General features: G+C 47.9%; 18 protein-coding genes. 2 read left to right on the top strand and 16 right to left on the bottom strand.

Annotated features, from left to right (window positions below; genetic code table 11):
• Window positions 1-7: 7 nt before the first annotated feature.
• Genes E0765_RS00310 through E0765_RS00285 form a run of 6 tightly spaced genes read right to left on the bottom strand, consistent with a single transcriptional unit; the run spans window position 8 to window position 6,377 of the window.
• On the bottom strand, window positions 8-1,174 hold the full coding sequence (locus tag E0765_RS00310; RefSeq protein WP_132811220.1) for a nucleotide sugar dehydrogenase: 1,167 nt from the start codon (window positions 1,172-1,174) through the stop codon (window positions 8-10).
• Complete coding sequence (gene metK / locus E0765_RS00305; RefSeq protein ID WP_132811219.1) at window positions 1,175-2,374, bottom strand: methionine adenosyltransferase; 1,200 nt, start codon at window positions 2,372-2,374, stop codon at window positions 1,175-1,177.
• Complete coding sequence (locus E0765_RS00300; RefSeq protein ID WP_132811218.1) at window positions 2,374-3,432, bottom strand: GDP-L-fucose synthase; 1,059 nt, start codon at window positions 3,430-3,432, stop codon at window positions 2,374-2,376. The genes metK and E0765_RS00300 overlap by 1 nt, the downstream gene beginning before the upstream one ends.
• A 2-nt stretch (window positions 3,433-3,434) precedes the next feature.
• Window positions 3,435-4,580 carry a GDP-mannose 4,6-dehydratase gene (gmd, locus tag E0765_RS00295; protein ID WP_132811217.1) on the bottom strand — a complete coding sequence of 382 codons (1,146 nt, stop codon included), beginning with the start codon at window positions 4,578-4,580 and terminating at the stop codon, window positions 3,435-3,437.
• Complete coding sequence (locus tag E0765_RS00290) at window positions 4,577-5,026, bottom strand: GDP-mannose mannosyl hydrolase (protein ID WP_132811216.1); 450 nt, start codon at window positions 5,024-5,026, stop codon at window positions 4,577-4,579. Before E0765_RS00290 ends, gmd begins: the two co-directional genes overlap by 4 nt.
• The gene (locus E0765_RS00285) at window positions 5,010-6,377 is read right to left on the bottom strand and encodes a mannose-1-phosphate guanylyltransferase/mannose-6-phosphate isomerase (RefSeq protein ID WP_132811215.1); all 1,368 of its coding nucleotides are present in this window, start codon (window positions 6,375-6,377) and stop codon (window positions 5,010-5,012) included. The genes E0765_RS00290 and E0765_RS00285 overlap by 17 nt, the downstream gene beginning before the upstream one ends.
• Before the next feature lie 190 nt (window positions 6,378-6,567).
• Here E0765_RS00285 and E0765_RS00280 point away from each other — a divergent pair, with 190 nt between their 5' ends.
• Together E0765_RS00280 and E0765_RS00275 are read left to right on the top strand one after the other, a co-directional pair.
• Window positions 6,568-7,656: a glycosyltransferase family 4 protein gene (locus E0765_RS00280; protein ID WP_132811214.1), complete on the top strand. Its 1,089-nt coding sequence runs from the start codon at window positions 6,568-6,570 to the stop codon at window positions 7,654-7,656.
• On the top strand, window positions 7,653-8,657 hold the full coding sequence (locus E0765_RS00275; RefSeq protein ID WP_132811213.1) for a glycosyltransferase family 9 protein: 1,005 nt from the start codon (window positions 7,653-7,655) through the stop codon (window positions 8,655-8,657). Before E0765_RS00280 ends, E0765_RS00275 begins: the two co-directional genes overlap by 4 nt.
• 6 nt (window positions 8,658-8,663) lie before the next feature.
• Here E0765_RS00275 and E0765_RS00270 read toward each other — a convergent pair whose 3' ends face one another.
• Genes E0765_RS00270 through E0765_RS00225 form a run of 10 tightly spaced genes read right to left on the bottom strand, consistent with a single transcriptional unit; the run spans window position 8,664 to window position 18,115 of the window.
• Window positions 8,664-9,965, bottom strand: a complete 1,302-nt coding sequence (locus E0765_RS00270) for an O-antigen ligase (RefSeq protein ID WP_132811212.1) — start codon at window positions 9,963-9,965, stop codon at window positions 8,664-8,666.
• Window positions 9,962-10,891: a glycosyltransferase family 2 protein gene (locus E0765_RS00265; RefSeq protein ID WP_132811211.1), complete on the bottom strand. Its 930-nt coding sequence runs from the start codon at window positions 10,889-10,891 to the stop codon at window positions 9,962-9,964. Before E0765_RS00265 ends, E0765_RS00270 begins: the two co-directional genes overlap by 4 nt.
• On the bottom strand, window positions 10,888-11,661 hold the full coding sequence (locus E0765_RS00260) for an acyl esterase (protein ID WP_132811210.1): 774 nt from the start codon (window positions 11,659-11,661) through the stop codon (window positions 10,888-10,890). Before E0765_RS00260 ends, E0765_RS00265 begins: the two co-directional genes overlap by 4 nt.
• 23 nt (window positions 11,662-11,684) lie before the next feature.
• Complete coding sequence (locus E0765_RS00255; protein WP_132811209.1) at window positions 11,685-12,659, bottom strand: glycosyltransferase; 975 nt, start codon at window positions 12,657-12,659, stop codon at window positions 11,685-11,687.
• The gene (rfbH, locus tag E0765_RS00250; RefSeq protein ID WP_132811208.1) at window positions 12,652-13,980 is read right to left on the bottom strand and encodes a lipopolysaccharide biosynthesis protein RfbH; all 1,329 of its coding nucleotides are present in this window, start codon (window positions 13,978-13,980) and stop codon (window positions 12,652-12,654) included. Before rfbH ends, E0765_RS00255 begins: the two co-directional genes overlap by 8 nt.
• Window positions 13,977-14,867, bottom strand: coding sequence for an NAD(P)-dependent oxidoreductase (locus E0765_RS00245; RefSeq protein ID WP_132811207.1), 891 nt, complete (start codon window positions 14,865-14,867; stop codon window positions 13,977-13,979). The genes rfbH and E0765_RS00245 overlap by 4 nt, the downstream gene beginning before the upstream one ends.
• Complete coding sequence (locus tag E0765_RS00240; RefSeq protein ID WP_188109902.1) at window positions 14,864-15,430, bottom strand: dTDP-4-dehydrorhamnose 3,5-epimerase family protein; 567 nt, start codon at window positions 15,428-15,430, stop codon at window positions 14,864-14,866. Before E0765_RS00240 ends, E0765_RS00245 begins: the two co-directional genes overlap by 4 nt.
• On the bottom strand, window positions 15,415-16,518 hold the full coding sequence (gene rfbG / locus E0765_RS00235; protein WP_165921608.1) for a CDP-glucose 4,6-dehydratase: 1,104 nt from the start codon (window positions 16,516-16,518) through the stop codon (window positions 15,415-15,417). Before rfbG ends, E0765_RS00240 begins: the two co-directional genes overlap by 16 nt.
• Complete coding sequence (gene rfbF, locus E0765_RS00230) at window positions 16,512-17,285, bottom strand: glucose-1-phosphate cytidylyltransferase (protein ID WP_132811206.1); 774 nt, start codon at window positions 17,283-17,285, stop codon at window positions 16,512-16,514. The genes rfbG and rfbF overlap by 7 nt, the downstream gene beginning before the upstream one ends.
• Window positions 17,285-18,115, bottom strand: coding sequence for a glycosyltransferase (locus E0765_RS00225; protein ID WP_132811205.1), 831 nt, complete (start codon window positions 18,113-18,115; stop codon window positions 17,285-17,287). Before E0765_RS00225 ends, rfbF begins: the two co-directional genes overlap by 1 nt.
• Window positions 18,116-18,143: the final 28 nt, after the last annotated feature.

Raw genomic sequence — 18,143 nt, 5'->3', positions numbered from 1 at the left:
ATGTCCTTTAGTCTTTTCCGAACAGATCGCGGGTGTAAACTTTGTCCTGCACATCGCTGAGCAGATCTGTCTGACGGTTGGTAATGATCACATCCGAGAGTTTTTTAAACTCATCGAGATCGCGGACGACCCGCGAGTGGAAAAATTCTTCATCATCGAGTGCCGGTTCGTAGATGATGACTTCAATCCCTTTTGCTTTGATCCGCTTCATGATTCCCTGGATGGCGGAAGAACGGAAATTGTCGGATCCCGCTTTCATGATGAGACGGTAGACCCCGACGGTTCTGGGATTTTTACGGATAATGCTCTCGGCGATAAAGTCTTTGCGGGTCGTGTTGGCATCGACAATCGCGCGGATCAGGTTATTGGGAACGTCCCGGTAGTTGGCCAGAAGCTGTTTGGTATCCTTGGGAAGGCAATAGCCGCCGTACCCGAAAGAGGGGTTGTTGTAATAATCGCCGATACGGGGATCAAGGCCGATCCCCGCAATGATCTGACGGGAGTCCAGACCATGGCTCTCGGCATAACTGTCAAGCTCGTTGAAAAAAGCAACACGCATGGCAAGATAGGTATTGGCGAATAATTTGATCGCTTCGGCTTCGGTTGAATCGGTGTATAGGATCGGGATGTCGGCTTTGAATGCTCCCTGTGCAAGGAGCGATGCAAAACGTTCGGCCCGCGTACTTTGTTCTCCGACGATGATCCGGGAGGGGTAAAGGTTGTCGTAAAGCGCCTTGCCTTCCCGTAAAAATTCGGGCGAAAAAATAATGTTTTCGGTATTGAAATGCTCCCGGATTTTTTTGGTATATCCGACGGGAACGGTCGATTTGATGACCATGGTGGCCTGCGGATTGATTCCAAGGACGTCGGCGATCACCGATTCGATCGATTTGGTGTTGAAATAGTTGGTTTCGGGATCGTAGTCGGTAGGGGTGGCGATGACGATGAAATCAGCGTTTTCGTACGCTTCGGTTTTGTCAAGGGTCGCTTTGAAATCCAGTTTTTTGGTACGCAGAAATTCTTCGATTTCGGGATCTTCGATCGGCGATTTTTTGCTGTTGATGAGAGCCACTTTTTCAGGGATGATGTCCAGCGCAACGACTTCGTTGTGCTGAGAGAGCAAAATCCCGTTAGAGAGCCCGACGTACCCGGTCCCGGCAATAGCGATTTTCATTTAGCGGAGAGCTTCGAATTTTTCAAGTTCGTCCAGTTTTTCCCACGGATAGTCGCTCTGGCCCACCTGTCCGCGGCTGGCGACGTCGGCGTAGAGAAACGTCTCTTCGCTGGGGTGGTCAAGATCGAATTTGCGGGTAATCCAGTTTGGTGTCAGCGGGAAATTGTCCATGACGAATTGAGAAAGAGTATCGTCGTTTAGCCCTTCGACTACGGTTCCGTAGGTGTCGACCGCAACCGAAGTCGGTTTGGCGACGCCGATCGCGTAGCTGATCTGTACGACGCATTTTTTTGCTAGACCGGCTGCAACGATGTGTTTGGCCAGCCAGCGGCCGGCATACAATCCTGAACGGTCGACTTTCGTATAGTCTTTCGAACTTTGTGCACCCCCGCCGATAGGAGCGTATCCGCCGAAACTGTCGACGATGAGTTTACGCCCGGTCAGGCCGCTGTCGTGCAGGCTCGAATGGGAAACGTATTTGCCGGTCGGATTGATATGAATAATACAGTCCTTCGGATCGAAAAGCTGCGTCGGAAGACCGGTGTCGAGGATCAGTTCCATGATCAGCTCGCGGACCTGCTCGATGTTCATTGTGTTGACGCACGGTGCCGAAACGACGATGGTATGGATTTTCTGAGGCTGGCAGTTTTCAAAATTCTCTTTTCTACCGTAGTCCATCGTGACCTGGGTTTTGATGTCGACACCCAGCTTGTGGGGGTGGTTCAGGGCATAATGGTAGACTTTCTCCATCAGCATCCGCGCATAGGTGATAGCGCTTGGCATGTAGTTGGCGGTTTCACAGTCGGCATAGCCGAACATGATCCCCTGATCTCCCGCACCCGTTTCGCCGCCTTCTTGGTCGACGCCCTGGTTGATGTCCGGACTCTGGCGGTTCAGCAATACCTGTACCTCAACCTCGTCGGGGTGGAGACACTCTTCACGGGTAAAATGCGGGTGGCCGTTGTAGCCGATTTTTTTAAGCGCTTCGAGGGCGATATTTTTATATTCTTTGGTACTCAGCTGAACGGCGGAAGTGACTTCCCCTCCGATAACGACGTGTTTTCCGGCCACGAAGACTTCACTGGCGACGCGGCTTTTCGGATCGCCCATGATTAAGCGGTCGACGATGCTGTCGGCGATAATATCGGCACATTTGTCCGGGTGCCCCGGGCTGACTACTTCACTGGTAAAAAGATACATTATGCTTTATTTCCTTTTTGAGATATATACCATTGGTACATTTGTGTAATGCCATCATGCAATTCTACCTTATGTTTCCATCCGAGTGCATGAAGTTTGGAAACATCTGTCAGCTTTTTGATAGTTCCATCCGGTTTCGAGGCATTGAAATAAAGTTCACCCGTAAATCCGATTATTTTTTGGATCTGTTTTGCAAGCTCCGCAATGCTGATATCTTTTCCTGTTCCGATATTGATATGTGAATTACGGATTTCGGATGTTGAGCTGAAAGTGTCTTTGAAATTACGGTTCTCCATTAGAAAAATACAGGCATCGGCCATATCTTCCGACCATAAAAATTCACGCATCGGCTTCCCACTACCCCATATTTCTACACGTTCGCCGGTGACACCGAATGCATTCAGATACTCTTTGGCACTCTTAATGCTTGTCATTTGAAGATCATCTAAAATGGCTTGTTCTTCGTTTTGACTGAGAAGTTTAGCCAGATATATTTTACGAATGAGTGCAGGTAAAACATGAGATTTTTGGAGATCAAAATTGTCATTTGGCCCGTATAGATTGGTAGGCATGACACTAATAAAATTAGTACCGTATTGAAGATTGTAGCTCTCACACATTTTGATTCCTGCGATTTTCGCAATCGCATAGGGTTCATTAGTATATTCAAGAGGGCTCGTAAGTAAATATTCTTCTCTCATCGGTTGAGGACAATCGCGTGGATAGATGCAGGTACTTCCCAGAAACATCAGTTTTTTAACATTATGGAGATAGCTTTGATGGATGACATTATTTTGAATAGTCAGATTTTCAAAAATGAATTCTGCACGATAGGTATTATTAGCGATAATACCTCCTACTTTGGCTGCTGCGAGAAAAACATATTCGGGTGTTTCCGTTTCAAAAAAATCTGCAACTGCTCGTTGATCCATTAAGTCAAGTTCAGCGTGAGTACGGGTAATAATATTCGAATACCCTTTTGAATGAAGATTTTTGACAATAGCGCTACCTACCAGACCCCGATGGCCTGCAACATAAATTTTACTGGTTTTTTCCATGTTTACTCATAATAACTCATAATTTTGTATCCGCCTTCTTGCAAATAAACATCTTTGGTCATCAGTTTGAGATCCGATGCCATCATGTCATTAATCAAATCCTGAAGATGATATTCACGCTTCCACCCAAGCTTCTGTTCTGCTTTTGTCGGATCGCCTAGCAGCAAATCTACTTCTGTAGGACGAAAATAACGTGGATCTACAGCTACTACCGTAGTATTCAGTGACAAGTTGGTTGCTGAAAGATTTAATTCTTCAAGACGTTTATAATCTAAAGAATCGATAATCCCTATTTCATTAACACCTTTACCTTCAAAACGGAGATGAATACCGCAATAGCCAAATGCCATACGAACGAAATCGCGAACTGTAGTCGTTTGTCCTGTAGCAATTACCCAGTCTTCGGGTTCTGGGGCCTGAAGAATCATCCACATCATCTTCACGTAATCTTTTGCATGGCCCCAATCTCTTTTGGCATCAAGATTTCCCAAATAAAGCTTGTCTTGTAGCCCAAGGGCGATCTTTGACGCGGCGCGGGTAATTTTGCGGGTTACAAATGTCTCACCACGCACCGGAGATTCATGATTAAAAAGAATACCGTTACACGCAAACATTCCATATGCTTCACGATAATTTACGGTAATCCAATAGGCATACATTTTGGCGACCGCATAGGGTGAACGCGGATAAAAAGGAGTCGTCTCTGATTGAGGTGTCTCTTGAACTTTTCCATAAAGCTCAGATGTAGAGGCCTGATAGATTTTTGTTTTTTTTGTAAGGCCGAGCAGCTTGACAGCTTCAAGGATACGTAATGTCCCGGTTCCATCGGCGTTGGCAACGTATTCAGGCGTTTCAAAACTGACATGAACATGACTCATAGCCGCTAGATTGTAGATTTCATCCGGTTGGACTTCTTGAATGATTCGCGTTAAATTCATGGAATCTGTCATATCCCCATAATGAAGGAAAAGTTTTTGATTATCTACATGGGGATCTTGGTACAAATGATCGATCCGATCGGTATTAAAAAGGGAAGATCGCCGTTTGACCCCATGTACTGTATAGCCTTTTTTGAGCAAAAATTCAGCCAAATAACTACCGTCTTGGCCTGTTATACCTGTAATAAGAGCTATTTTTGATTGACTCATATGTTCTCCTTGAAATAATCTTTGACATAAGTATGAACCTCTGGATGGGTCATTAAATCATTTAGTCTGAAATAGCGGTAGTCACTATGCTCACTCGTCGGCAATACCGGTTGTTTGCTGAGTAATACGTGATAAGCCAATACAACGTAATGGGTCGTTATTGTTGATGACATGAAACTATCTTGATAAAAATGTTCATAAACGCCATGAAATTTGATATCTTGATTCGATAATGTTAATCCCAATTCGTTTGTGCTGATTCGGCTGATGGCATCGGAAATGGATTCGTTTTTGAAAATCCTTCCTCCAGGAGTAAAATAATACCCTTTTGCTGGTGCATTAATCCTTTTCCCCAATATATATTTCCCTGAATGTTCAAGAATAAAATCGATCGATATAAGGGGAGTATTTTCAACTACAAGGGAAAATTTATCTATTGAAATCATCTTCTAATCTTATAATATCGTCTTCACCAGTATATGAACCTACTTGCACTTCAATGATGATAAGGGGAGTTTGGCTTCCATTTGCCAATCGGTGTATCTCGCCCGCTTTAATATAAGTGGATTCATTTGGAAGTACATTGTAAGTTTCCTCTCCTACTGTCACAGTGGCAATGCCGCTTAGTACTATCCAATGTTCGTTTCGATGCAAGTGCTTCTGCAAAGAGAGCCGTTTCCCAGGTTTAACTTCAATACGTTTTATCTTATAGCCTTCGGAATTTTCCAAAACAGTGTAACTTCCCCACGGGCGATGTGTAGTTAGATGAATATTAGGCAATTGAGTTTTTTGATTTTTGAGTCTAGCAACGATATCTTTTACTTTTTGACTGGAGCCTCGTTGACAAATTAAAAGAGCATCTTCGGTATCTGCAATGATAAGATTGTTTACATCGATTGTTGAAATATGACGATTATCACTTAAAATAAGATTATTGCTACTCTCGAATCCGATATAGTTGTCATCGAGTGTATTACCATCTGCATCTGTAGGAAGTTCGTGATATAGAGCATCAAAACTTCCGACGTCGCTCCAACCGATTTGGCTTGGAATAACTTTAACTTTATGACTTTTTTCCATCACTGCGTAATCTATACTGATATCGGAAATGCTTATCATATCTTCATAACGAATACGAATGATTGGTTCTTTTATTGCATTGGTATACGCGTGTACACATTGATGATAAATATTAGGAGCCCATGTATTTAATTCATCTAAAAAAGCACCTGCTTTAAAACAGAACATCCCACTATTCCAATAGTAATTTCCTGTTGCCAAATATTGTTGAGCGGTAACCAAATTTGGTTTTTCATGAAATGCTTTGACATTTTCGCCGTCAGCTTCAATGTACCCGAACCCGGTTTCTGGAAAAGTTGGATAGATACCAAAAGTGACTAAGTAGTTATTCCGTGCATATTCTTCTGCTTGTTTAATAGCATGAATGTAATTTTCTATATCTTTTATAAGATGATCAGAAGGGGTCACAAGGACAATTTCTTCAGGCTCTAAGGCCATGCATGCCAACGTGATGGCCGGAGCTGTATTACGTCCCATCGGTTCAAGAATATAACGATTGTTCTTGCATCCTAATTCATCTGATTGATCGAGAGCCATAAAATATTGTTCTGAATTTGAGACAATGATTTGATTGGAACAAACCTGAGCGTTTCGTTGAAGAGTATGTTGAAAAAGAGACTGTTTAGAAAATAATTTGACAAATTGTTTGGGCATCGATGTTCGGCTGATCGGCCATAAACGTGTCCCGGAGCCACCACATAAAATGATATTGGTCATTAACTTTATCCATCCACATTATTAATCTGTGATTACTCTAATGATTGCTTAAATAAAAAATCAAGTAAATTTTAATATTTTGTCATATGTATAATCTTATGCAAAATCAACTTAAATAGTCCCAAAATCGGTACTTTCAGGGTTTCTTTGTTATTATCTTCACCTATAATTTATCCAAATATGGCGGGCCATGGGAAAAAAAATCTGCGAACTGTGCCTCTCCCCCGATCTGGGAGGGCTGGAACTTTATATGATGCGTGCGGCGCACTATCTGCAGGGGCGCTGTGTCAGCGTCATTAACGAAAAAGGAAAACTGCAAGAATACTATCGGAACGGTCCGGAACGCTACGTGAGTATGAAACGTCGCAACGTCCTGTTGTCGTGGATCGGGGCACGGGAACTGGCCCGTATCATCGACGATGAAGGGATTGACGTGCTGCATCTGCACTGGACGAAAGACCTTCCTCTCGCGGTCGCCGCCAAGCTGCTTTCCAAACGAAAACCCAAAGTAGTGCAGTCCCGGCACATGACGATGACCCGTTTCAAAAACGACTTCTATCACCGGTTTATCTATAAAAATATCGATCTGATGCTGGCAGTGACGGAACAGGTTAAATCGCAGATCGAAAAATTCATCCCCTCCCAAGTGCGTCCGCGTATCGAGGTACTCTATATCGGGGCGGAACAGCCCCAGATGATCGGAGCGGACGAAAAAGCGTCGCGCCGTCGGCAATTGGGGATTGAGGATGCTTTTACAGTCGGCATCGTAGGGCGTATCGAACACCCCAAAGGGCAGCACCTGGTCCTCGAGGCGGTCGAGACACTGCACACGGAAGGGGTGAATGCCAAGGCTTTGATTGTCGGCCATGCGATGGATGAAGGCTACCTGGGTTCTTTGAAGGAGCGTTACGGCGACGTCGGGGTCTTTACGGGATTTACGAAAGAGGCGCAGGCAATGATGCAGTTGTGCGACGTCGTCGTGCTGGCAACCGAAAAAGAGACGTTCGGTCTGGTGCTGATCGAGGCCATGATGTGCGGGATCTGCGTTGTCGCCAGCCGAAGCGGGGGGCCACTGGAGATCATCGACGACGGCTTCAACGGCCTGCTGTTCACCACATTCGACGCGCAGGATCTGAACCTCAAACTCCGGCGGCTGCACGACGACCCGAAATTACGGGGGGATCTTGCGCAGGAGGGGAAGCGCAAAGCGCTCGATGTGTTTGAAAGCAGCAAACAGTTTGAACGGATGTTAAAAATTTTTGAAGAGATGCAGCAATGAAACTATGGTATGAAAAAGGGGCATGGGCAACCCGTAAAGCCAGGGAGAGAGCGGCGGCGATGTCGCCCGAATCGGTTCGATCGATTGCGGTGATCCGCCATGCGGCGATCGGGGATATGATGGTCCTGCGGCCGTTTTTGATTCAGGCGAGGGAGTTTTTCCCCAACGCGAAGATCACGCTGAGCATCGTGAACAATTACGCTTACGGCGCACCGGAGGACCTCGTCGACCGTGTACACGTAGTACACAAGAAAAAAGAGGGCAAAAAAACGACCTACGGCGAACGTCTGGGTGACATAAAAGCGCTCGGGGAACACGATATCGTGTTCGATATGGCCGACACTTCTTTGTCCGGGATCATCTGTATGATGACCAAGGCGCGCTTGAAGATAGGATTCCCTTATCGCAAATTCAAAAACAGCCTGTTTTACGATATCGCCGTTCTCCGCTCGGATCTGGTTCCCGAGGTGGAGACCCTGCTGCATATGCTTTACATCCTCGGTGCCCCGAAAAAACAGGTGCTCGAATACGGCTATCCGTCCTATGAAACCGATCGGGAACGCCCCTATATCGTCTATTTTACGACCGCGTCGCTGGGTTGGAAGTGCTGGTCGCAGGACCGTTTCGCCGAATTGATCGCCCGATCGGCGGATGCTTACCCCGATGTCGAACATGTTGTGCTCGAAGGGATACGCGATTACGAAAAAGTCGATGGCCTGATGGAGAGCCTGCGTGCGTATCCGGCTGTCCGCAAGCTCGACCCGATGCCGCTGGAGGAGTTGATGCCGTTTTTGGGGAAAGCACGCATGGTGGTAAGCGGCGATACGGGAATCCGGAACATGGCTATTGCCGCCGGCACGCCGACGGTCGGGATCTTTTTCTTTACCGTCCCCTACCGCTATCTGCCGATCGACAGACGCCACCATGCCGTTTTCAATGCCGAGGGGGATGAACCTCAGGTCGAAGAAGTGATGCATTGTATAAACGGGTGTCTGGCGTAGGTATCCTTACGCTCGAGAACGTTGCTCAATAGGATGCGACAGGCTAAGTGCTGCCAGCAGCACCAGTGCTTTTCCGACTTCGGAAGGGATAAAAATCAGAGATGGCCCGGCAATCATCACGATGGAGAGTGCCAGCAGGTATTGAAAGTATTTAAGGTAAGGGTCCGGCTGGGGATCGCGAATCAGCCGATAGGCGATATTAAAAAATACGAGTAGTCCGACGATGCCGAACTGGACAACGGTATCGAGGTATTCACTGTCAAAACTTGCACTATCTCCACTTTTGTAATTATAGTTAAGCGCATCACGGTTGGCCGGATCCTTTTCGAACCGGTTGATGACGTCGATCACCTCGGCGAGATGGTCGCCCGTGCCGACCCCGAAAATCGGATTGTTTCGAATCACTTCCCAACCGTGAACGTAATAGCCGATCCGTATGCCTCCTCCTGAGCTATACGAAGCGTTCATGGAGTTACGGGCGTCGTCGACAATGGTATCGACCCGACTCTCAAATGACGGACTATAGGAATACAGCAGTACGTACGTAGTGCCCACCAACAGCGATGAGACGGCGGCTACCCGGTAAAAATATCGTCGGAAAGCAAACGCGATCGTAAACAGGATGCTGATTCCGTATAAGATGTATCCGAGCCTGGAATCGACGAGAAATACGGTAGTGCTGGTACCGATGAAAATGAGTGCATACAAGAACCGCAAGTAGAAGATTTCGCCGGAACGGACCAATAGGCGATACAGCATCAAATTGGCGACCAGAACGAGGCTGATGCTATAGGCGGTGTAACTCACCATGAACGGAACGTTGGGATGAATCGTATTGACCGTAACGAGGGGTATTTTCTGGAGAAGTTCGAGGATCGGAAGGCCCGAAAACATACTAAGCGAGATCAGTACGCTCAGAGATATTCCGGCTATGAACCCGCCGAGAATTTTAGAGACGAACCCTTTTTGCAGGATCATCGTGATGACTAGGACGTAAAGGAGGTATTTGAACTCTTTGAGTTTGAAAAGGGCCGTCGAAATGTGCTCGCTCCCGAACATCCAAAGAGCATGCATCAGATAAAAGAGGATAAACGAGAGAACCACCGGATGTTTGAGAGAGCGGAAAAATTTTTCCTTTAACCCGCCGCTGAACAGCATCAAAACGGCAATGCCGATAAAAACCTTGCTGGCCGCTTTGGGTGCAACCGGCAGCAAAAAAGCATAAAGGATAAGCAGATAATTCGCGGCCAGAGCCGACTGTTCACGGTAAGAGCGAACGGTATCAAAAGAAAATAATCGTAGAATCATGGACGGCTTGCCTGTATGGTCTGTTTATAGCGCAAACTCTCTTTGATCGGCGCCCCGCGCAGGAAAAAAGCAAATATCGCCCATCCCCGTTTTTTTGTAGCGGTGCGGCGGAGCAGTTTGAAAAAGAGGGCGGTTTTGATCAGTATCCGGGCCACTCCCTGAAAATGTTTGTCGATGAGGAGATTGTAGGAGATATAAAATTCTTTTTCGAGGGCGGGATTGTTCCCCGAACTTCCTCCCCCTTCGTGGAATACTTCGGCGGAGGGGAGAAAATAGACCGCCCGACCGCTGTTCCAGACACGTCTGCAGATGTCTTCTTCTTCGCAGTAGAGGAAAAAAACGGTATCGAGCCCCCCGATTGCGCAAAAAACGTCGGCATCGAAAAACATGCATGACCCGCTGATGACCTCGACTTGCGTGGGGAGTTCCAACCGTGCTTTATTACTGGGGAAACGGTTTTTGGAGAGCACGCGGTGGGCGGAGTTTCCGAACCATTGTTTGACGACCGAGGGGAACTGTTTGTAAGACGAGGAAAAATTGCCGTTTTCATCAGTGATTTTTGCGGTCAGGGCCCCGGCATCGGGATGCGATTCCATAAACTCCCTTAGCCGCGATGCGGCGTCGTTGAGGAGGAGGCAATCGTTGTTGATAAAGAAATAATACCGTCCCGACGCGACGTTCACGCCCAGCATGTTTCCTCCGGCAAATCCGCTGTTGATCCGGTTGCGCACGAGTTTGACCGAAGGCGAGCCTTCGAGTGTACTCTGAAGACGGTTATAGTCTTCGGCTTCGGAAGCATTGTCGACGATGACGATTTCGTACGTTGTTCCATCGGAAACATGGGTACGGATGCTTTCGACGAGTGCGGCCGTATGGGCCGAAGAATTGTAGTTCACGGTGATAAAGGAGACGTCTACGCTGTTCATCGGAAGAGGGAGTCCAGCCGTTTTCGGATGCTGTAGAAGAGTTTTTTATTGATGATCCGGTTGAGGAAGGGGGCACTCGTTATAAGCATCATGGTGCATGTAGTGCGGATTGCCATCGGGCGGACGATCCGTGCGTATTTGTCCATGAAGGCGTTTTTTGACGCAAAAAAGCTTTCGTTGCAGTTGCCGCCGCTTTTATGGTAAAGATGAAAATCGATCACGTAGGCATTCCAGCCGAGCATATCGGCAAGGGCACACAGGTCGGTGGCGTAGAGGTGAAATCCCTTGAGATCGTGGGAAAGTGCCAGGTTTGCGTCATTTTTGACAAGGAGAAAATTTTCATCGAGGCTGCGGGCCCGCGCGGGGAGGGTCCCGATTTTTTGATCGGCTCCCCAGGGATCGGTAATCCGGTAGAGTTTGGTATTGAAGTCGCCGTAACCGGCATTCCCCAAAACGGCCCAGTCAGGATCGAGCCGGTCCATTTCCGCGAGCCGTTGCTTCAGCACGCCGACATCGTCGAACTTCAAAAGAATGTCCTGATGGCAGATAATGATGTATTTCCCGGAAGCACGGTTTAAAAATTTGTTCAGTCCGCTGTAGCCGTCTTCGGTATTGCCGTTTGAATTGTCGACGTACAAAAACTCGGTATCGGCATCGGTGAAGCCGGCGCGGTTAAACGATGCGATCATTTCGCGGTACTCGTCGAAATCGGTAACGAGCGTGCAAACCGAGAAATCGACTGTGGAAGTCAGCTCATTGATATTTTTCACGTTATTTTTTCCGTTCGAAGACTCTATTCTTCATTATGGGTTTGTTTGAAGTTTTTCCGTTTCGCTTTCAGGGTGTCGATGAAAGATAAAAACAGTGCCGGCGTTAACCAGACACGGAAGAAACGGGTTAAAAACTTCAGGCTGTAGAGATACATCAGTGCGTTGTCGGATGTTTGTTGTCTCTTGATCAGTTTGACGATGCTTTTGGACGCATCTCTTAGGATTCTTCTGCTTCTGCGGACATCGGCGGCGTAGAGGTCGTAGCCGAAACGATGATTGAGAATGGCATTCCGGCGATATTCGGCATACTGCAAGGCATTGAACGCGCGTTTTCCCTGATCGCTGTTGAGGTGGACGGTCCCTTGTTCCTCGTGGATTCTAAACGACGATAGAACCTCATCGATGACGTAAAGATCGCCTACGCGTAGGTGCCGAAGCCACATATCCTGGTCTGCGAACATCAGAAGCGAGATGTCAAAAAGGCCCAGATTAAGGTTTACGCGTCGGATCATAACCGTAGTCGGCTCACCGATCCAGTTCCCATAACGCAGCGAGGATAAGATCGCCTCGCGTGCTTCGATCCGTCCTTTGTGCGGAGGGATCAGGATATCGTTTTTTGAGCCGAAATGTTTGCGGTAAGAGGTCACGACCGAAATGGAGGGATCGCTTTCCATCACATTGACGAATTTTTCCAGGAGAGTAGGTTCGAAAGTATCGTCCGCATTTAAAAATTTTATGTACTCGCCCGAAGCGTACAAAAGCGACTGGTTGTAATTTCGGTACATGCCGATATTGGACGAATTTTTAAAATACAGGACCCTGGCGTCTTTTTCCGTATAGCTTCGGACCACTTCTTCGGTATTGTCTTCCGAACAGTTGTCCATGACGATGATTTCGAAATCACCGTATGTCTGCGCCAAAACGCTCTCTATCGCTTCCCCCAGATAATGGGCGTAGTTGTAGGCCGGAATTAAGACGGAGACTTTCGGATTAGCCATGAATAAACTCCCGTATTATCGTACTCATATAGTCGATCGCTTCATCGGCCATCCCGGGGTAAAGACCGATCCAAAAACTGTCGTTCATAATCTTGTCGGTATTGGGCAAATCGCCGACAACGCGGTAGTCGACCCCCTTTTGCAGATGATCGAACATGGGATGACGGAGCATATTTCCGGCAAAAAGGTTTCGGGTCTGTATGTTGTTTTTTTCAAGATGTTCCACCAGAGTGTTCCGGGTGAATTTTACCCCGTCTTTAAGGGTCATCATGAACCCGAACCAGCTGGGATCGGAATTTTTCTGTGCCGAGACCAGGATCAATTCTTCGACGTCACGTAGAGCATGGTAGAGTTTGGCATAGTTTTCTTTTCTTTTTTCGACGAATGCGGGGAATTTCTGGAGTTGAGCCACACCGACGGCGGCTTGCATGTCCGAGACTTTCAGATTAAAGCCGAAATGGCTGTACACATATTTGTGATCATATCCTTGCGGCAGTGTTCCAAAACTCTGGGTAAACCGGCATCCGCAAGTGTTGTCGATTCCGCTTTCACACCAGCAGTCGCGTCCCCAGTCGCGCATCGAGAGCATGATTTTTTTAAGGAGAGGGTTGTCGGTGTAGGTTGCTCCCCCTTCTCCCATCGTCATATGATGTGGAGGATAGAAGCTTGATGTTCCGATATCCCCCCACGTGCCGGTCGGTTTTCCCTCGTATGTCGAACCCAGAGCGTCACAGTTGTCTTCGATCAGCCAGAGATTATGTCTGTCGCAGAACTCTTTGACGGCACGCAGGTTAAACGGATTCCCCAGAGTATGGGCGATCATTACGGCTTTTGTTTTTGGACTGAGCGCTTTTTCCAGTTCGTTGACGTCGATATTGAAATGTGTCAGTTCCATGTCCACGAAAACCGGAACGGCGCCGTATTGGACGACCGGGGCTACCGTTGTCGGGAACCCGGCAGCGACGGTAATGACTTCGTCTCCCCGTTTGACTTGTCTCTCTCCGAGGAGAGGCGATGTTAGGGCATAAAAGGCTAAAAGGTTTGCCGAACTCCCGCTGTTGACCAGGAAAGCCCACCGTACGCCCAGATATTTGGCGAGTTCTTTTTCAAACTGTTTCGAATAGTCTCCGTAGGTGAGCCAAAAATCCAGGGAACTGTCAACCAGATTGATCATCTCCTGCGCGTCGAATACGCGACCGGCATAGTTTACGCGGCTTTTACCGGCCACGAAAGGTTTTGTCTGTGCGGGCTTGTGAAAAAGTTCGTAGTACTCTTTTGTTTTTTGAAGAATTTCTTGTTTGAGTTTTTCCGCTTCAGTCATGGTATTGCTCCCGATGTTTTTTGTATTGCTTCGTGCAGGGTGTGATGAGATTCCCATCCCGGGACAGGTTTGCCCCCGGTCCAGGGGATCATCACTTCTCTTTCGCGATAAGGTTTTGCGCCCCATGCGATATTGAGTTTTTTATGTGTCGCTTTTTCAAACTCGCCGGCTAAATCTTTGAGGCTCATCCGGTGAGCGGACATGACGGCAAAGGTCGAATCTTTGAAATCGTTCGCATGTTCAGAAGAGAGATGTTCGGTCAGTTTAAGATATGCTGAGACGACGTCGTCGATGTAACTGATGTCGATGAGCTGTTCACCGCCGGACATTTCCAGTATTTCGTCTGTCCGAGAAATTTTGTCCCACAACGTGAATATTTTGTTCCTGGTGTCATCGGGGCCGAACGTATCGTTGAGTTTGAGTGTTGTAAAAATTAGGTCCGATGTTTCGGAATAGTAGGCGGCTATTTTTTCGAACGCTTCTTTGGTGGCCGCATACAGATTGACCGGATCGTAGTCACGGTCACCATAATGCTGCCAAAAGGTTCCCGTATTGATAAACCATTTGACTTTTGACGTTTTGGACGCTTCGAGCAGTAACGTTCCGAATGTGACATTCGAAGCGATCAGTTTTTCGATTTGGTCTGCCGAATGGGCGGCAAGGAACAACGAAGCAAGATGGATAACCCCGTCGAACCGTTCACGCTCGAAATAACCGATGAGGTCGGCAACCGTTTCATCGTGAATATGTACGTTTAGCATCGGGTCCAAACGCTGGCGGTCGCTTGAATTTCGAATGATCGCATGGACCGTATGACCGGCTTCAATGAGTTTTTTGCTTAAGTGTTTTCCGATGAATCCCGTTGCCCCGGTGAGGAGTATTTTCATGACCCTTCTCCATACGTAAACGGAGTTTCGAAATCATTGAGCGAAGGGAAGGAAAGATCTCTTTCGGATATTTTAGGATCGGAACACTCCCAGTCGAACCCGAACGAGCCGTAGTGTATTCCGGCGTCGTGATCGGGCGCGTAAACGGAAGTTTGCAGATAGGTGACGTTCGTATCGTCTTGCAGCGATTTGAAACCGTGCGCCAACCCTTTTGGGATGACAAGGATCCGACCGTTTTCCCCGGACAGTTCCAGTGCATAGAAGCGTCCGTACGTGGGAGAGTTTTTGCGTATGTCCAGCACGACGTCCCTGATTGCACCGTGAGGGACGTATACCAGCTTGATGTGGTCGTAAGGGGGAGTCTGGAAATGCATTCCGCGGATAACGTTTCGGTGCGAAACCGAATAGTAGCTCTCCCGGATTTCGATATTCAGGCCGTTTTCCCGGAAAAAGCCGTCCGAAAAGGTTTTGATAAAACGCCCCCGCACGTCTTCAAAAAGCCTGGGTTCGAATATTTTCAGACCGTCGATCGGGGTGTCCAGCAGTTTCACGAGAGGGCCCATTCGATTTTTTTCTTTTTCGCATCGGCAATATAGGTTTCCAAATCGTCATTCGTAAGCGTTTGGCCGTTTTCGTAAAACTTTTTGTACCATAAAACCGTTTTTTCGAAAGTCGTATCGCTGTCCCATACATTCTGCCATTTGAGCTGGATATGCGCTTTCGAACAGTCCAGTTTCAAGAGATTCGCTTCGTGAAGAGCTTTCGGATCCCGATGAATTTCATAATCGATTGCATCCCAGTGCTTTTTCACGTTTTTCACGACTTGTTCGACGGTGATACTTCCCTCGTCGCTGGGACCGAAGTTCCATGCTTCCCCGAATTGCGCTTTTCCCTCCAGCAGTTTTTGTCCAACCGCCAGATAGCCGCTGAGCGGTTCGAGAACATGCTGCCACGGGCGCGTCGCGTTCGGATTCCGAATACTGACTTTCTGTTTCTGGGAGACTGCGAGGATGATATCGGTCATCAATCGGTCTTTCGCCCAGTCGCCGCCGCCGATGACATTTCCTGCACGGCAGGAAGCAAGGAGGGTATGGTGGGATTTCCCGTATTCCGCCGGGTTGAAATACGAATTCCGGTACGAATTCGCCAGAATGTCGGCGCACCCTTTGGAAGAGCTATACGGATCATATCCTCCCAGCGGATCGTTTTCGCGGTATCCCCATACCCATTCTCTGTTTTCGTATGCTTTGTCGCTGGTAATATTGACGATTGCCTTGATACCGTTGGCTCGGCACGATTCAAAGACTTTGAGTGTTCCAATGACATTTGTTTCGTACGTTTCGATCGGGTTATCATAGGAAAGTCGTACAAGAGGCTGCGCGGCAAGGTGAAAAACGATATCGGGACGGTGAGCTTTCAATGTACGGTCTAGATGGTCGAGATTGCGAATGTCACCGAGAATTGATTGGATGTCCGGAGACAAGAGCGTAATGTGGTTGGGCTCCGTTGGAGGTTGCAGGGAGTAACCGACGACATTGGCCCCCATCCGTCTAAGCCAGAAGACGAGCCAACTGCCTTTAAATCCCGTATGACCCGTTACAAAAACGGTTTTTCCCCGGTAGACGCCGCCGAATAGATTCTCCACTACCATACTTTCCACGGTGCTTTTTTGGTGTCCCAGAGCTTTTGGAGTTCTTGTTTGTCTCTGAGAGTATCCATCGGTTTCCAGAAGCCTTCATGTTGGAAAGTATAGATCTCTCCGTCACGGGCGAGATTCTGAAGCGGCGCCTGTTCGAAAATGGTGCCGTCGCCTTCGGTGATGTAATCGAAAACTTTCGGTTCGCAGACGAAAAATCCGGCGTTGATCCAACCGCCGTCTCCTTTGGGTTTTTCGAGAAAATGGGTGACCTCTCCGTTTTCGGCGATGTTCAGCGCTCCGAATCTACCCTCCGGTTGAGCGGAGGTCATTGTCATCGCTTTACCGTGCGCTTTATGAAATTCGACTAGGGCTTTGATGTCGATGTTGCTTACGCCGTCTCCGTAAGTCAGCATAAAAGGCTCGTCGCCGACAAAAGATTGCGCCCGCTTGACGCGTCCACCCGTCATACTGTCGAGTCCCGTATCGAGGAGTGTGACTTTCCACGGTTCGCTGGAGTTATTGAGTATTTCCATCTTCCCGGTCTGGATGTCCAGGGTAACGTCGCTTTGATGCAGAAAATAGTTGGCGAAATACTCTTTAATGTAATAGCCCTTGTAGCCGAGTAAAATAACGAAGTCGTTGAATCCGTAATGGCTGTACAGTTTCATGATATGCCACAAGATGGGTTTCCCCCCGATATCTACCATCGGTTTGGGGCGGATATCGGTCTCTTCGCTTAGTCGGGTTCCAAGCCCTCCGGCCAACAACAATACTTTCATTACGGCTCCTTGTTAATTCCGTTTTTGCATACGAAGCGGTTTTCATCGAAGTTTGCTTTTAGAATACGGTTGTTGATGATCCCTTCTTCTTCGGCAAAGCGTTTTTTATGCCATAGGTGCATCATGCAGGCGTTGTTGCGGCACGATTTCAGCTCGATTCCCAAACCGCGGAAACGCCATCCCAGGTCGATATCTTCTCCTACCGAAGGGAGACGGTAGGTTTCGTCGAAACCGTTGATTTTAAGCATGTCTTCCTTGAAACAGGAGAAGTTGCAGCCGATGATGTAGCGGACGTAGCGTTTGGTGACATTGCTCAGCAGGCTTCCGGAGGAGAAATAAAAACCTTCTTCAACATGTCGGGCGCCGTCTTTGACCATCCACGGTAAATGCCAGAGGAAATGTTTTTCAAGCTGTGCGAAGGGGAGGGTATGCTGTTTGATTTTGGCCGTGTATTCGGGCCCGAGTTCGAAACGTTTCCCGCACAGGACGACCCCTTTGCGCGCGTTTTCGACGTGTCCCTGAATAAAGGTGCTGTAGGGGACGCAGTCCCCGTCGATGAAGATCAGATATTCATGGCGTGCGGCTTTGATCGCGTTGTTCATCGCAATGTTTTTACGCCATCCCTCATCGGGTTGGGTCAGGTGCACCAGATGGGGAAAACGCCCTTTCTGTGCCGCCACGAATTCCGCCATTTCGGTTGAATCCCCGTCTTCGGAAATGATGATCTCATCGGGTGCGACGCTTTGGCGTTCGAGGCTATCGAGAATGAACCCGAGCGCTTCGGTATCTTTGTAGACCGAGATTATCAGGGTTGAGCGGGGATAGGGCATAGACGGGTACTCCGGATTGTAATGGCTT

The sequence above is a fragment of the Sulfuricurvum sp. IAE1 genome (assembly GCF_004347735.1).
Lineage (GTDB): Bacteria > Campylobacterota > Campylobacteria > Campylobacterales > Sulfurimonadaceae > Sulfuricurvum.
Note: the sequence above shows the minus strand (reverse complement) of the source record. Positions and strands in the feature narration are given on the sequence as shown.